Source organism: Nafulsella turpanensis ZLM-10 (genome assembly GCF_000346615.1).
GTDB classification, from domain to species: Bacteria; Bacteroidota; Bacteroidia; order Cytophagales; family Cyclobacteriaceae; genus Nafulsella; species Nafulsella turpanensis.
This window is the reverse complement of the sequence record NZ_ANNU01000013.1, coordinates 129,690-144,823: the sequence shown is the minus strand read 5'-3', so window position 1 is coordinate 144,823 and position 15,134 is coordinate 129,690. Positions and strand designations below refer to the sequence as shown.

General features: G+C 45.6%; 11 protein-coding genes. 8 read left to right on the top strand and 3 right to left on the bottom strand.

From position 1 onward, the window contains the following. The coding region (locus F752_RS0106780) for a PKD domain-containing protein (protein ID WP_026135573.1) at window positions 1-838 on the top strand (838 nt) is incomplete at its 5' end. Between the two features lie 430 nt (window positions 839-1,268). Then, entirely contained in the window at window positions 1,269-2,885 is a 1,617-nt protein-coding gene (locus tag F752_RS0106775; protein ID WP_201766052.1) for an alkaline phosphatase D family protein, read from the top strand. A 124-nt stretch (window positions 2,886-3,009) separates the two neighbouring features. Here F752_RS0106775 and recD2 read toward each other — a convergent pair whose 3' ends face one another. Both recD2 and F752_RS0106765 read right to left on the bottom strand, forming a co-directional pair. Then, window positions 3,010-5,508 carry an SF1B family DNA helicase RecD2 gene (recD2, locus tag F752_RS0106770; protein ID WP_017730978.1) on the bottom strand — a complete coding sequence of 833 codons (2,499 nt, stop codon included), beginning with the start codon at window positions 5,506-5,508 and terminating at the stop codon, window positions 3,010-3,012. A gap of 181 nt (window positions 5,509-5,689) precedes the next feature. After that, on the bottom strand, window positions 5,690-7,117 hold the full coding sequence (locus tag F752_RS0106765; protein ID WP_017730977.1) for an MBL fold metallo-hydrolase RNA specificity domain-containing protein: 1,428 nt from the start codon (window positions 7,115-7,117) through the stop codon (window positions 5,690-5,692). A 314-nt stretch (window positions 7,118-7,431) separates the two neighbouring features. On the opposite strand from F752_RS0106765, the gene F752_RS25245 reads away from it, so the two are divergent. The 6 genes from F752_RS25245 to F752_RS23630 all read left to right on the top strand — a co-directional run bounded on the left by F752_RS25245 (window position 7,432) and on the right by F752_RS23630 (window position 13,721). Further along, window positions 7,432-7,956, top strand: coding sequence for a PRC-barrel domain-containing protein (locus F752_RS25245; RefSeq protein WP_017730976.1), 525 nt, complete (start codon window positions 7,432-7,434; stop codon window positions 7,954-7,956). A gap of 287 nt (window positions 7,957-8,243) precedes the next feature. Continuing rightward, a complete protein-coding gene (locus tag F752_RS0106755; RefSeq protein WP_017730975.1) occupies window positions 8,244-9,203 on the top strand; it encodes a YihY/virulence factor BrkB family protein in 960 nt (319 codons plus the stop codon). Window positions 9,204-9,539: 336 nt separating this feature from the next. Further along, window positions 9,540-11,426 carry a DUF389 domain-containing protein gene (locus F752_RS0106750; protein ID WP_017730974.1) on the top strand — a complete coding sequence of 629 codons (1,887 nt, stop codon included), beginning with the start codon at window positions 9,540-9,542 and terminating at the stop codon, window positions 11,424-11,426. Between the two features lie 261 nt (window positions 11,427-11,687). Further along, complete coding sequence (locus F752_RS0106745) at window positions 11,688-12,059, top strand: hypothetical protein (protein ID WP_017730973.1); 372 nt, start codon at window positions 11,688-11,690, stop codon at window positions 12,057-12,059. A gap of 206 nt (window positions 12,060-12,265) precedes the next feature. Further along, window positions 12,266-13,306, top strand: coding sequence for an alpha/beta fold hydrolase (locus F752_RS0106740; RefSeq protein WP_017730972.1), 1,041 nt, complete (start codon window positions 12,266-12,268; stop codon window positions 13,304-13,306). Window positions 13,307-13,442: 136 nt separating this feature from the next. Continuing rightward, window positions 13,443-13,721, top strand: a complete 279-nt coding sequence (locus F752_RS23630) for a ferritin family protein (RefSeq protein ID WP_407635420.1) — start codon at window positions 13,443-13,445, stop codon at window positions 13,719-13,721. Between the two features lie 99 nt (window positions 13,722-13,820). Here F752_RS23630 and F752_RS0106730 read toward each other — a convergent pair whose 3' ends face one another. Continuing rightward, entirely contained in the window at window positions 13,821-14,888 is a 1,068-nt protein-coding gene (locus F752_RS0106730; RefSeq protein WP_017730970.1) for a sodium:calcium antiporter, read from the bottom strand. Between the last annotated feature and the right edge of the window lie 246 nt (window positions 14,889-15,134).

Genomic DNA, 15,134 nt, shown 5'->3' with positions numbered 1-15,134 from the left:
AGATGCAGGTGTGGACCAGACAATTACACTGCCGGAGAATACCGCCAGCTTTACGGCCGCCGCTTCGGATGAAGATGGAACAATAGCTTCTTACCTTTGGGAGAAAGTAAGCGGACCGGAAGCCAGCCTGAGCAGTATCAATACGGCCACGCTTTCGCTCTCCAACCTGGTGGAGGGAAGCTACAGCTTCAAAGTAACTGTAACAGATGATGCAGGAGCCACTGCTTCTGACCAGGTAAACCTGACGGTGAATCCGGCACTAATTTTTACGGCACCTTCAAATCTTGCAGCCCAGGGAGTTTCTGCCAGTCAGATTAATATAAGTTGGCAGGATAATACCTCAGATGAAGATGGGTTTGTACTGGAACGAGCTACCAGGTCGAACTTTACCGGCAGTGTGGCATCCATTAAACTTCCTGCAAATGCTACCAGCTATCAGGATAGGAATAAGAAGACAGGAGTTACCTTCTACTATCGCATAAAAGCAGTAAAGGGAAGTATATCCTCAGCTTATTCAAATGTTGCCTCTGCAGTGGCTTCTGAAACTGCCAGCAATACGGCAGCCAGAACTACTTCAGTTAATGTATATCCGAATACTTTTGAAGACCATATAAATCTGGAAATTGAGGCAGAAGATACTCATGAGTATGAAATCAGGGTTTATGATTTGGTGGGGAAAATAGTCTACCAAAGTGATTTTATCTCAGAGTCGCTAAAACCTAATTTACACCGCATCGATTTGTCAGATAGTTCTCTTAAATCTGGAATGTACCTAATTCAGGTAAGAAACAGGACTTTAAAGAGCACCCAGACAATTAGGGTGGTTAAAGCCTGGTAACTCTAAAGCAGCCTTCTTCCTTCATGAGCTGACTACTACCTGAAGGAAGAATGGCTGCTAAATTAGATGATCTTCCAGAAAATCATTTTAGCCCTTGTTCGGGCGGACACTCGTTTCTTTAAGCAGACGCCCAGAAGTTTACTTCGCTACCTACAGAAAGGCCAAACCAGGAGATGAAATTGATTAAGAACCAGTACAACCTCCGTCAACTTTGCTCATACCACCCGTTCAGTGTAAAAACTACAGCCGTCAATACAGACAACAGTCAAAAAACTTAATCTATTTTTCCGGTACTTTTCAATTATTCCACATGAGTAAGTGTACTAAATCGAACGGCTTAAGCCGAAGAGCTTTTATCAGGAATTCAGTGCTTGCAGCTACCGGAGTTAGCTTGTTGCCTGCAGCAATTTCTGGTTGCACGGAAGATGATATGGCTGGTTTTAAACCTGATAGTGGGGGTGGTTTTTTTCAGGGAGTAGCCAGTTTTGATCCTGGCCAGGACAGGGTAATTTTATGGACCCGCTACACCACAACCCCAATTGATGAGGGAAAGCCTGGAATTCTTCTGGATGTTGCTAAAGACAAGTATTTTCAGGAGGTAATAGTCAGCGAATCGGTAATGGTTGATTTAACCAGCGACTTTACGGTTTATGTTGATGTAAGTAACTTACAATCAAATTCAAGATATTATTATCGATTCAGAAATCAGAAATCCGGAGCCGCTTCGGTAGTAGGAGAAACCAAAACGCTTCCATCTGCGGGAGAGGCCACGGAGGTGAAAATGGCCGTGGTTTCCTGCGCAAACTTTCAGGCCGGATTATTTAATGTGTATGGAGCAGTAGCTGAATCTGATGTTGATGTAGTAATCCACCTGGGTGATTATATCTATGAAAACGGTGTAGGTGGATACGGGGAAAATGATTTAACAACCACCTTAGGAAGAACGCATGAGCCGGAAGCTGAAACTATTCAACTGGAAGATTACAGGACCAGGTACCGGCAGTACAGAAGTGATGAACAATTACAAAAGGCGCATCAGCTAAAACCTTTTATTTGTGTCTGGGATGATCATGAAATCATCGGTAATGCTTATAAAGATGGGGCTCAGAATCATCAGGAGTATGAAGGAAGCTTTGAGGCCAGGAAAATGAATGCCCTACAGGTGTGGCATGAGTACCTGCCTGTGCGGGTGATGGATAAAAAGTTAATTTACAGAAGCTTTGATTTCGCAGGCCTTGTAAACCTCATGATGTTAGATACCCGGATAACAGGTAGAGACAGGCAGCTGGACTATAGCAGCTACTTAACAGCAGGTAGCTTAGATCGGGCAGCCTTTATTGCGGACTGGCAAAATCCAAACCGGACTTTACTGGGTACTTCACAACGTTCATGGCTCATCTCTCAACTTGAAAGTAGTTCGGCTGGCTGGCAGGTTTTTGGTAATCAGGTGTTAATGGGCAGGATGCTTGTTCCCGCTGAACTTCTGGCTCTTACCACCCAAATTGGCGCAGCGAACAGTGGTCCTGGATTATATGCGCAGTACAAGGCACTTGTTGCTGAATTAGTTCTAATAAAATTAAGGATTCGTCAGGGAGATTCAACAGTTAGTAATGAAGAAAAGGCGCGGGTGGAGACAGTACTTCCTTATAACCTCGATGCCTGGGACGGTTACCCGGTTGAGCGGGAAATGATTTTTGCTGCCGCAGCAGGGAAAAAGCTTATTTCCCTGGCAGGAGACACGCATAACGCCTGGTACTCCCAACTGACCGATGCGTCAGCAGAAAAGATAGGAGCAGAGTTTGCAACCCCTTCAGTGTCTTCTCCCGGTTTGGAAGCACTGTTTAACAATGATGCTGAAGCACTTGCTGGAATTGAACAGGCTCTCCCAATTGTGGTTGATGACCTTCAATATCTAAATGCTTCCCAAAGGGGCTTCCTGAGAGTTTCTTTTACAGCAAGCAGTGCCGAGGCGGAGTGGAATTTTGGTCAAAATCTGGCGACAAAGGATATTACAACAAGTGTCGGAAATTCTGCTTCAGAACATTGATTGTTGGGAATTTTCTGAAGTTTTATCTGTAAAAAACTCTGTAAATGTCCTCTTATTTTTCAAGGCAATTGTAGAAGATTTTGGAAGGTTTTAATTGCCTTTTTTTAATTATGGTGAGGCAGCTCTACTCCAGCGCCTCTGCATTTTGCATGAGCCACTGCAGGGCAGTTTGCCGCAGGGCTGTGTTTTGTTTTTGAACGGAGGTTTTAAGAGCGGCCCGGCTGCCTACGAAAACGGCTAATTTTCTGGCACGGGTAAGTCCGGTATATATCAGGTTCCGGAACAGCATGGTGAAGTGCTGATTGACCAGTGGGAGGATAATGGCTTCGAATTCGCTGCCCTGCGATTTGTGAATGGTAATGGCATAAGCTAAATCAATCTCCGTAAGGTGCTCCCGCTCATAAGCCACTTCTTTGGTTTCTTTGCCGGAAGTAAAGCTTACCAGGCAGGAAACGTTTTCATTATCGATGCTGATAATGCGGCCGATATCGCCATTAAAAACGTTCAGGTCGTAATTGTTTCGCTGTTGAATAATGCGATCGCCCTCGCGGAAAGTACGGCCGCCAAGGGTGAGCTGCACCTTTCCGGGCCTGGCTGGATTCACCGCTTCCTGAATTACCTCATTAAGGTGGTGAGTTCCGAGGCTGCCCTTGCTCATGGGGCTGAGTATCTGAATTTCTGTGTCTTTTCCGTAATATTTTGGAATAATGTCTTTATACAGCTTCTCCACCATATCGACGGCCGAATATCCCCAGTGCAGGGACGACCATGGGTGTACACGCTTCAATACTTCCTGCAGTTCATCGGTATGGGTATCGGCCTGTATCAGTCGGTCGAGATCAACATGGCCAAACTTCTGCGGGATGCTGAGCTCCTGACTTTTCGTGTACAGCTCTTCTGCTTCGGCGGCCATGGAAAGCTTCTCTTCCTGCTCTCTCAGGTAATTTCGCTTCACCTTAGAGATAAAGCGGAGCTGCTCCTGTGTAGCTTCTTCGGAGTCAATAAAAAGGCAGTCTTCCTTCTCTTGCCAAAGCTGCGGGTTGTGGAAAGGGGAATCTATCTTCGGCACCTGCCCTTTATTAATAGCATGGGCATAGGTGATAATTTTCGATTCCTTCGCCTGCCGGAATACTTTGGTCAGGCGGGCACAGCTTACCTTGCCCGATGCCATCAGGTCTTTAAAAACATTGCCGGCCCCTACGGAAGGGAGCTGGTCGGCATCGCCAATCAGCAGGAGCTGCGCATGGGCTGGTATGGCCCGTAAAACAGCAGCGGCAAGGTGCACATCGAGCATAGATGATTCGTCGATAATCAGGAAGCTGCATTCCAGGGGACTTTCTTCCTTGCGCTTAAAGCCCCCTGCGGCAGGGTCCCATTCCAGCAGGCGGTGAATCGTTTTGGCTTCCAGTCCAATAACTTCACTCATACGCTGGGCCGCCCTGCCTGTTGGAGCGGCCAGTAAAACATCCTTACCCATTGCCTGCAGGAGGGCTACCAACACGCGGGTAGTGGTGGTTTTGCCACAGCCGGGACCTCCGGTTAATATACCGAGCCGGCGCGATACCAGCTGCAGGATGCCTGCTTCCTGTTCATCGCTCAGCTGAATGCCTTTCTCTTTGCAATAGCGGTTTATCCACTGCTGGAGCCTTGATTCCTCCACTTTTAGCTTTCCGCCAGCCATTTTCTTTGCTTTGGCGGCTATATAGTTCTCGTCGTGGTAAAGGGAGTGGGCGTAGTAGCAGTTTTGGACCTGCTCCTGTGCATCGAGCAGCAGACGGGTTTTCAACTCATCGGCCTTTTCCATTTCCAGTAATTCTGCAGCAATCCTGTCTGCTTTGTTCAGCTCTATCAGCTCCTGTACCTGTTCGAGTATTTGTTCTTTTGTGAGGTAGCAATGGCCTTCTTCACGGGCATTCTGCAGTACATGAGCAATGGCAGCTCTAATTCTGGCCGAAGAGTCGGGAGCAAGGCCAAGACTCAGGGCCACTTTGTCGGCACTAAAGAAGCCAATGCCGTAAATATCCTGCGAGAGGCGGTATGGATTTTCCGATACCAGACCAACAGCTTGCTGCCCGTAAGTTTTATAGATTTTTACCGCAAAAAGAGTGCTGATGCCGTGCGACTGCAGAAACATCATGACATTGCGAATCTCCTGGTGCTCTTTCCAGGCCTGGCTGATAGACTGGAGTTTCTGATGGGCAATGCCGGGTACTTCGGTAAGGCGGTCGATATCATGCTCGAATATTTCGAGGGTATCTTTGCCAAAGTATTTAACGATGCGTTTTGCCGTTACAGGGCCGACTCCCTTAATGAGACCGGAGCCAAGGTATTTTTCCAGCGCATTGGCGGTGGCAGGCTTACGCTCTTCTACCCGTACGGCTTTGAACTGCCTGCCGAACTTTGGATGGTTGGTCCATTCTCCAAAAAAATCGATGGTGGCGCCTGCAAATACTTTCGACTGGTGCACTGTTACGGCAATCTCTTCCTGTTCCCGCCCAAAGGGCGTTACCTTTAGCACCGACCAGCCTGATTCGGGGCTGTGGAAGGTAACCCGCTTTACAATTCCGGAAAGCTTTTCCAGAGCATGCGAAGGGGTATCTGGAGTAATAGGAGAAATGCGCATAGGGCCTTTACTGCTGTTTAGTGGCTATAAAGTAAACAGTAAAATTGAAAAAAGCATTTCCAAAACCCTTTTTTCCACGAGTCAATGGTCGTAGGTGTATGGTGTAGTAAAAGAACAAGAATAGTAAGGGAGCGGAGCCAGGCTGATTAGCGCTCTTATATTCAATAGCGGATATTGAGGCTTAGTTCGCCTTCTTTTCTGGCTGCTGCTTTTTTATGTGTCGAAGCTCATATGACAGCCGGAAATCTGGGATTTGAATATTCTTATACCCCAGTTCTTCCATATCACGTTTTAGCTTTTTCATCGATTCTTCCTCTCCATGGACCAGGAATATCTTTTGGATCTGGTCTTTATCCTGGCAGTGCAGGAAGCGGACAATATCCTCGTAATCGGCATGGGCGCTATATTCGTTCATCCGAAGAATCTCTGCTTTTACTTCCACTTTCTCTCCAAAAATGTTTACACTTTTGGCTCCGGCCAAGAGTCGCCCACCCAGGGTGGAGGGTTCGCAATAACCGGTAATGAGCAGCGTGTTTTTTTCATGGCTCAGGTTGTTAAACAGGTGGTGCTGAATACGCCCGCCCTGCATCATGCCCGAAGCAGAGATAATAACACAGGGGTCGTCGGAGGCTACGAGAAGTTTTGAATCGTCTGTTTCGGTAATAAAATGCAGTTGCGGGAAGCCAAAGGGATCATCATCAAACTTTAAATACTCCTGCATCTGTTTATTAAAGCACTCTTCATGCTCCCGCATAATGTCGGTGGCATAAACAGAAAGGGGGCTGTCGACATACACCCGTATATGTTTGGGAATCTTTCCTTCTTCTGCTAAAACGTTGAGTGAATATACCAGTTCCTGTGTTCGGCCAATACTAAAGGCAGGAATAAGCAGGCGCCCTTTTTTCTTCATGCAGGTATCCAGCACAATATCGAGCAGGCGTTCTTCTGTATTTTCGATGCTGGCATGGAAGGAATTGCCGTAAGTTGACTCACAGATAAGGATGTCGGCCTGTGGAAACGGCTGTGGAGCCCGCAGAATACGGTTTTCGTGCCGGCCAATATCGCCGGTAAAGCTCAGTCGCAGGCTTTTTTCCTCATTTTCGGTAATGGTTAGGTGAACAGCGGCACTGCCCAGTATATGCCCGACATCGGTAAAGAGGAACTCCACTTCCTTATTAAGTCTGTAGGGTTGGTTATAAGGAACCGTTTCGAACTGCTGCAGACAGGCTTCCACATCTTTTTTAGTGTATAGTGCGGTGCCATAGACTCCTACATCTTCGTGGCCTCTTTCTGCCTGCTGAATGCCGGCGCTATCCATTAAAATTAAACGGCACAGCTCCAGGGTAGGCGGTGTACAGAATATTTTTCCTTTGAAGCCCATTTTTACAAGGCGGGGAATAAGCCCGGAATGGTCAATGTGGGCATGGGAGAGCAGGAGATAGTTGATGCTTTCCGGTTCAAACCCAAAATCTTCATTCAGCTCATGTACTTTGTCTCCACTTCCCTGGAACATGCCGCAATCGAGCAGTATCCGTTCCTGGTTATTCAGGGTTAGCAGGTGCTTGCTACCCGTTACTGATTTGGCAGCTCCGTAAAATGAAAGATCCATAAACAAAAAGGTATAAAATGAAGCCCGAAAAGAAGTGAATGAAAGGTAATATTTCCCCTGCCTTCTGTTGTCCGCTTTTGGAGGTACGGTAAAAACAATGGTCTGGTTGTGGATTGACTTTTAAGGTCTTTCGGCAAGTGCGAATGGTAAATGCTGAGGTAGGGGTAGGGAAGATTTAAAATAGGATTATGATTGTAAACTCCTAAACCTTAGGCCTTTATGTTCGTATAGTTAGTAGAAAGAATGCAGGTATAGCACGTTTTTTTTGACTATGCCGGATGTTTATTTTTTAATTTAAATGAAAGGAGATTGATATGGAAGATAGAAGAGATAGAAGAACAGACGAAGTAAGAGATACTAGATATACAAATAACGACCGACACCTGTTTCGCTTAAGCGAGCTGGACGATTATAAAGTAGCCAGTGATGACCCGGATGTGAGAGGCTGGAAAGTTGTTGACAGAAACGGCCTTAAGCTGGGTACTATCGAAGAACTGATTGTAGATCGTGACAGGGAGAAGGTACGTTATCTTGACATTGCACCAGGCAGAGACCGGGTAAATGAGAATGACCATGTATTAATTCCGATTGGTCTTGCACGAGTGGACGAAAATGATGACAAAGTTGTTATTAACGAAATTGACAGCGAGACGATCGCTTCCTTCCCGGTTTATAAGGGAGACGTCATTACCCGCGATTATGAACATGGTGTAATGGAAAGACTTAACACTATTGGAAGTGGTGAAACCGTAAGAAGAGATGCCACTACAGATGAATTTTATAATAACCGGTTTTATGACGAAAACCAGTTCTATGAAGGTAGAAACAGAAATCTGTAATAGAAGATAGCCTCTCAGGAGGAAATAAAAAGCAAAAGAGGCTGCTCAGAAAAGGGCGGCCTCTTTTGTGTTTAACTTAGAGAAAAGCCTGCAAAATTGTCTTATATAATAATGGAAAATCCAATGCTTTAGAAGCATCTCTTTTTTGCAAAGGCAGCGGACCACAATGGCCAGGAAGTTTTCTTTTACCGACCTCTATTACCGGAGTTTAAGTGGTGTCTTTTCAGATGTAGCGCCAACAATTTCATTTCTCATTCGGTTGGAATAGAAATATAGAAAAGAAAAAAATGGAAGATAGACAGAGCATAAGAGGACGAGAGGCGGAAAGCCCAAAAGAAATACCTAAAAAAGGATGGAAAGCGGTATTTAAAAGAGTAAAGGAGCAGCTCGACAAAGATAATATTGATATTGTATCTGCCGGAGTGGCTTTTTATTTTTTTCTGGCACTAATTCCGGCCCTGGCCGCCATTGTATCGGTTTACGGACTTATTACAGACCCTGCCCAGCTGGAGCAGCAAATGTCGCAGCTAACTTCTGTTTTGCCCGACAGTGCTCACGAAATGCTAAAGGAAACGCTGCATAATATTGTTACTAAATCGGGCCAGGCGCTTGGCTGGAGTGTGGCACTGAGCATCCTCATAAGTTTATGGAGTGCTAATAAAGGCACCAAATCCTTGTTCGAAGGGGTCAATATTGCCTATGATGAAAAACGGGAGCGCGGCTTTATTAAAGAAAATTCCCTAACGCTGCTATTTACCATTGGCGGGATGATTGTCGGAATCATCTGTATGGCTTTTGTGGTAGGTTTCCCGGCCCTGGCCGGTAATATGGGGCTGGGAGATACTCTGCAGACCGTGATTAGCTGGCTAAGATGGCCCGTTTTGGCGCTGATTGTAATGTTCTCGCTGGCTCTGGTGTATAAATATGCTCCTGACCGCGACAACCCAAAATTCCGTTGGGTAAGCTGGGGTTCCGGCATAGCGGCAGTACTTTGGATGGTGGGTTCCTGGCTGTTCTCCTTCTATGTAAATAACTTCGGAAGCTACAGCGAAACCTATGGTTCACTTGCGGCTGTCGTTATCCTATTGCTGTGGTTTAACCTCACCGCCTACGTTATTTTACTTGGTGCCGAAATTAATGCTGAGCTGGAGCACCAGACAGCAAAAGATACTACCACAGGACCACAGAAGCCAATGGGACAGCGTGAGGCTTATCATGCAGATCATGTAGCGGGTGGTAAACGGTAATTGGAAGAGGAGTTTGGTGGTAAGAAAAGAAGGAGGTGCTGTGTGTAAAGAATTCCGCTTTTTTTATGGTCATTTAACCGGTTACAGGTAAAGGAATTTCCTTTACCTTTTTTTTAACTAAAATCTCAGCATATTAGCCATATTTCAGGAAGTGTGCATGGCTGGGTTTATTATTGGTTGTACCATTATCCGGGCTGCTCAAGAGTTACAAATTTTCTGGCGCAGGGTGCTGGTGTCTCCGTCTGCTTGTTATTCCCCTGAAGGAGACCTTCGGCAGGTTGGGTAAGGCCAATAGCCGGTGTGGTGGTATGAGCGAACTTTCACCTTTACTTATTTATGAAGGAAATAACTTTACTGTTCGACTTGGGCAAAGCTGAAACGGTCGAAGAACGAATTGTCCCTCTTCTAGGCTCCAGCCTTAAATCTACCCTGCCCTATAAAACCGGTTCAGAAATTAATTGTGAAGAGGAAGATTTCATCCTTACTTATCTTTCTGATGAGCAGCTGAAGGAATTCCTTCCGGTAGCCATTGAGAAATGCCTGCAGATTGGTTTTCTTCCTCATCCGGGCCTGGTGTACGGGATGCATGGATTTGGAGTAGCCAACAGGCTGGAAACATCAATTGAAAACATATTAAACGCTGCAACGGCTCAGCAGGTAGATGTACTGATGGCCAATGGAATTCCGGTTTTTGATACGGTCGTCATTGGCAATACCCTCAGTCTCATGTATGGGAGCGCGGAACCTTCCTATGCAAAAAGATTATGGGGAAAGGCAGGAAATTTCTTCATGCTTTTTAAAAGAATGGAGCTAAAGCAGTATACTATAGAATACAAAGGAAGGGAGGGCCAGGATAGAGATATTGTTAATACCGCTGCACTAGGAATGGTTATTGTGCAGCATGGTAAAAGCTCCCTGCTTTCCAGAAGGATTATTGAGGATTCCTTTGTGAATGATGGTATGATGCATAGCCTGATCCTGGCGCCTGAAAGTGTATCAGGTCTTCTGGAGTTTAGTTTAAAAAGCTTTTTCAGATCAAGAAGAAACTCAAAGCTTCCTCCCTTTGCCGCCCACATAAAAACAGATAAGCTAAAGATCCTGAGCTCGAGCCCTATTGAGCTATCTGTTGACGGGCTGCTGGTAAGCGCTAAAGAGGTAGAACTGGAGATACAGCCAAAAGTGATTAAAGTAGTACCAGGATTTCACCTCGATACCGAAGCGCAGGGAAGTAACAAGGAAATATTTAAAATTCACTCTCTGCCGAAAGGAGAAAAAAGAGACGAGTTGCTGAAGGGGCCCCTGCCTTTGATTCATCATGCGACTGCCGGAGAGTTTAAAGATCTGTTTAGTGCCTTAAGAGAAAATGCCCGGACAACCTCCAGCTACCTTGTGCTGATGGTTCTTTCCACCTTTATCGCTACGCTCGGGCTTTTTAGTGATTCCTCTCCTGTAATTATCGGGGCCATGATACTGGCCCCCCTCATGAATCCTATCATTTCCGTTTCCATGGGAGTGCTAAGGCAGGACCGGCAGCTGATCAGGCAAAGTCTCAAAGCCATTGGCTACGGAGTTTTAGCCGGGTATATTTGTGCAGTGTTAATCACCCTGGTAACCCCTTTAAGTGCAGAAAATGCGGAGATAATGGCAAGGGTACGGCCTAACCTTTTAGATTTAGGTGTGGCCATTGGCTCTGGTGTGGCAGGTGCTTACGCCCATGCGAAAAAAGAAATTGCTAAAACCCTGGCAGGCGTCGCCATAGCAGTTGCCCTGGTGCCCCCACTGGCCGTTTCGGGAATTGGTTTGGGCTGGCTGGCCTGGAGTGTTTTTTCAGGAGCCCTGTTGTTACTGGCTACTAACTTTGCAGGAATGGTTTTAGCCGCTGCCACCACTTTCCTTTTCCTTGGCTTCAGCCCCTTCAGGCTTGCAAAAAAAGGGCTGCTGATTGCTTTAATTCTGGTAATAGGAGTGAGCACTCCTTTGGTTTATGGCTTCTTAAGAATAGTGGAAGAGAATAGAGTCGTTCAAAGCATACATGATCTGGACCTAAATGGAATTGTTCTTAAAGATGTAGAGGTAAGACAAACCAATCCTATGCGTCTTTCCGTAAAAGTTATTACAGAAAGACCCCTGAATAAAGAAGATTTAGCAAATGTAAAGAAGAGAATTGAGGAGCTAATGGGGGAGGAAGTGGAGCTTGATATTACCGTTGGAATAAGAATTTAAGAAGATGCCGTGCTATGCCAGGAGCCTGGGGTACTTCATGTAAGGCTATTACAGTGGTTCAGCCTGTAAGCAAAAAATGCAGCGAGTGTTTTTGTTTCTGAGCTGGAACAGGTTTTGTTGGAGGAGCGGGTTATTAATCAAGCATGCACCTCCCTGGGCATAAATACCTGTGATAAAAAAAGGTTAGTACTAAAAATAGTAGTAATTGCTAAACATGTTGTCAGCGGATCCGTATTCTCAATAGAACCAAAAACGAAAAACATGAAGTTTCATATAGATGAAAAACCTTATTTGCCGGAAGGAAGGCAAACGGTAAAAGTGACAGAAGTAGAAGAGGGAAAAAGTGAACATAAGGATATTCCTTTCTTTAATCTTCGTTTAGAAAATGAAGAAGGATTTATTAATCAGCGATTTTATTTAAGCGAACCCGGCGAACCTTTTCTTGCGGCTTTTTTAAAGGCGGTTGGGCTGGATGATCAGAAAGAAGTGGATACAAAGCAGCTGAAAGGAAAAAGTCTTTCCGTTATGGTAGAGGAAAGAAGTTATGAGGATCCGCAGGGTGCACACAAAACTATTAAGCAGGCCACTGACTTCCAGCCCGCCGAAAAAGCGGACCAGTCGAACAGGTTCTAAAAATAGTAAAGGAGAATAAAAACAAGGAAGGGGCTTCGGCCCTTTTTCTGTTTCTGCCGGCAATGCTGAGCTTTCGCCCTTTACCTGTAAAGACCTTAAGAAGCGGGGCTTTTCGTAAAGTGAGAGTGAAGAAAGGTAGAAGGTAAATAACCCTATCCTTAAAACCTCTCCCAGTTTTCCTTGTTCCCATTAAAAACATTCGAACTATGAAGAACCCACTTAGCAACTCTCGCACTTTTCATTTACTTTCAGGCGGTACAGCGGCGGTACTGGCGCTTACAGCGGTTAAAAAGAGCAAATGGCGCTATCCATTGCTGGCTCTGGCTGGCCTGGAAATGTGGAACGGATTTACCGCTACGACCGGCGAAACTGAAAATATTCCTTTTGAAAGTGCCCCTGTAACATCCAAAACGGCCATGGTCAACGGAATTCAAATGAGGTGGGAGGAACATGGGGATACATCGGAAAATAGTGTACCTGTTATTATGGTACATGGCCTACCGACAAATCCACGGGTGTGGCGGTACATTATCCCTAAGGTGGCAGGTAAAGGGGTACGCTGCCTCGCCTGGGAACAGGTAGGCTTCGGAGAGTCGATGCTGGAAGGTTTAGGAATGGATATTTCTCTCATACAACAGGCAGAGTATCTGTATAACTGGCTGCAGGAACTGGGGATATCCAAAGCCATATTTGTGGCCCACGATTTTGGTGGAGGAGTGGTACAGCAACTCTTGGTAAATCACCCCGAACTGGCGGCAGGCCTGGTTTTATCCGATGCGGTGGCCTACGATAACTGGCCTGTCACGGCCGTACGGGCTGCCCGCTCCATGAGCGGAGCCATAGAGCACCTGCCCACTTCAATGATTAAACCTTTCTTATATGCAGGCGTGAGTAATCTGGGCCATGAAAATAAAGCGATTAAGGAAGAGTCTTTTCAGTTGTACTGGGAGCCTTATAACAATTCCTTTGGACCCAAAGCCTTTGCTCACCAGCTTCGCCACTTCCATTCTGAGGATTCGGAACACGCCAGCCACCGCTTTGAACAGAAAGAATGGAATATACCCGCCCGCGTAGTATGGGGCAAAAAAGATCCTTTAGGAGTGGCCTCAGGAGAACGTTTGGCAAAAGCCCTTAACACCAGCCTTATTACCATTCCTGGTGGAAGGCATTTTACCATCGAAGATCATCCGGAGGTAATAGCCACGGCTGTGAAGGAGGTGCTGACAAAAGTCCGGGGCCTGAGCTGATTTAAGTTTTCTCAGGCTGGAAAGTACCACCCGGATGGCGGAGCAAACTTTTAAGTGACGAGGCTGTTCCATCAGGAGAAGAATTACTTTTCACCAAACCTGAATCAAGTATATGGGATTTGAGTAATACCATGAGCTGCCCGAAGAAACAAGAACTTTCGCACGAATGATCAAAGGCGTTATTGAAGAAGCGGAAGCCATTGACTGGTATGAACAACACAAGTCGGTAGAGAAAGACGAAGAAGCCAAAAGCATAATGAAGAATGCCCAGGAAGAAGAGTTCAAGCATTTTGCCATGGACCTGGAATTTCTGCTGAGAAAAAAGCCAAAGTGGAGAGCCATCATGCAAAATGTCTTATTTAAAGAAGGCGATATCGTTGAACTGGGAGAGGCAGCCGAAGAAAAAGCAGATTAACACCTTATTGGTTACTACATAAAAATGTTGCCCCCCTGGTAATCCTGGCCCGGCATCATTTTTATTATTAAAGTAATGCATTAATCGAAACGTAAAGCTTTATTTGAGGGAGTAGAGCAGGAACAAACCAGCCAGGTAGACCACCATAACTAATAAGGAATCCAGTCCAAAGTTTCCAATGCGCTTTCTGGATTTTAGCAGAATACCCACCAGGAAAATGGAGGTTAATATAATGCCCAGGGCAGCTCCAATTACTGAAAAATCTTCAATTTTATTCATAACCAGCTCCTGGGAATATACCAGATCAATCAGGCAAATCAGGAGAATGTCGAAAATATTGGTTCCGAAAATATCGCTGAAGGCAAGATCGTACTGCCGGATACGCATGGCAGAAATGCTGGTGCTTAACTCAGGAAGAGAGGTGGCAATGGCCAGAAAGAAAACACCCATAAAACTGGAGCCCAGACCGGTTTTATGCGCCAGCACATCGGCAGCACGGGCGCAAAAAAAGCCGCCTACCAAAACTCCCAGGGCCAGAAGAAAAGTAAAGGTATAAAGCTTAGCATCTGAGAGGGAATTGCCCATTTCCTCCTGGTCTTCCTCATCAACAGTATGGTTGGAAATAAATTTCTTTTTAGCCGGATCCTGAAGCTCAAGGAAAACGCCCGTTCCCTGATTTTTCTTAATCAGGTAAAAAGATAATATCCCGCTCAGGAGAATGATCCATATCGAGAGGCCTATACCAAGGATTGCTACATCGGTTACCAGTGCCCCTATAATGGTAATGCACAAAATAGAAATGAGGAGGAGTGCCTGTAGTAAAATAATGCCTCTCCGGAGAAGGGTAGTGACCCCCACATGCTTCACGAAGTAGTCGGCAACAGCCAGAATGGCAACCTGAAAAGCCACACCACCAATAATGTTGTTGACTGCAAGCGACACATTATTCCGAAAGGTTGCCACCAGGGTGGTTGCTACCTCAGGAAGGGAAGTAATGGCACCTAACATTAAAGCCCCTATAAAAACCTTGCCTATACCTGTTCTGTTAGAGATGGCATTGGCATAGACGGAAAGTTTAAAACCGGCCAGCCATACGATAACGGCGCCAGCTAAAAATACACCTGCCAGCCATGGAGTGGCTAAGGATTCCAGATTTAAAAAATTCATTTATCGAGGGTTTCTTCTTTTAAGACCTGTAGTTACTGCGATGCAGCCCGAATTTTTATTAAAGACAATAAAACAAAAGCAAAATAGTTTAACCCGGGCAAGTTTACCCTTGCCTTTCTTTAATAAAACCAGGCCTGATCGTAGCGCTGAGGTTTCAGCAGGAAGTGTTAACCTTTCCTTCCTGTTCTAAAGGCCTGATGCTTCGAACAATGAAACCTATACGCAGGCTGGTTATTTTAATTAGTG

Bases quoted from the DNA above. Each gene is read 5' to 3' on its own strand.
- recD2 (WP_017730978.1), bottom strand. From the start codon at position 5,508: ATGCGCATTTCTCCTATTACTCCAGATACCCCTTCGCATGCTCTGGAA.
- F752_RS25245 (WP_017730976.1), top strand. From the start codon at position 7,432: ATGGAAGATAGAAGAGATAGAAGAACAGACGAAGTAAGAGATACTAGA.
- F752_RS0106740 (WP_017730972.1), top strand. From the start codon at position 12,266: ATGAAGAACCCACTTAGCAACTCTCGCACTTTTCATTTACTTTCAGGC.
- F752_RS0106765 (WP_017730977.1), bottom strand. From the start codon at position 7,117: ATGGATCTTTCATTTTACGGAGCTGCCAAATCAGTAACGGGTAGCAAG.
- F752_RS0106750 (WP_017730974.1), top strand. From the start codon at position 9,540: ATGAAGGAAATAACTTTACTGTTCGACTTGGGCAAAGCTGAAACGGTC.
- F752_RS0106775 (WP_201766052.1), top strand. From the start codon at position 1,269: ATGGCTGGTTTTAAACCTGATAGTGGGGGTGGTTTTTTTCAGGGAGTA.
- F752_RS0106745 (WP_017730973.1), top strand. From the start codon at position 11,688: ATGAAGTTTCATATAGATGAAAAACCTTATTTGCCGGAAGGAAGGCAA.
- F752_RS0106755 (WP_017730975.1), top strand. From the start codon at position 8,244: ATGGAAGATAGACAGAGCATAAGAGGACGAGAGGCGGAAAGCCCAAAA.
- F752_RS0106730 (WP_017730970.1), bottom strand. From the start codon at position 14,888: ATGAATTTTTTAAATCTGGAATCCTTAGCCACTCCATGGCTGGCAGGT.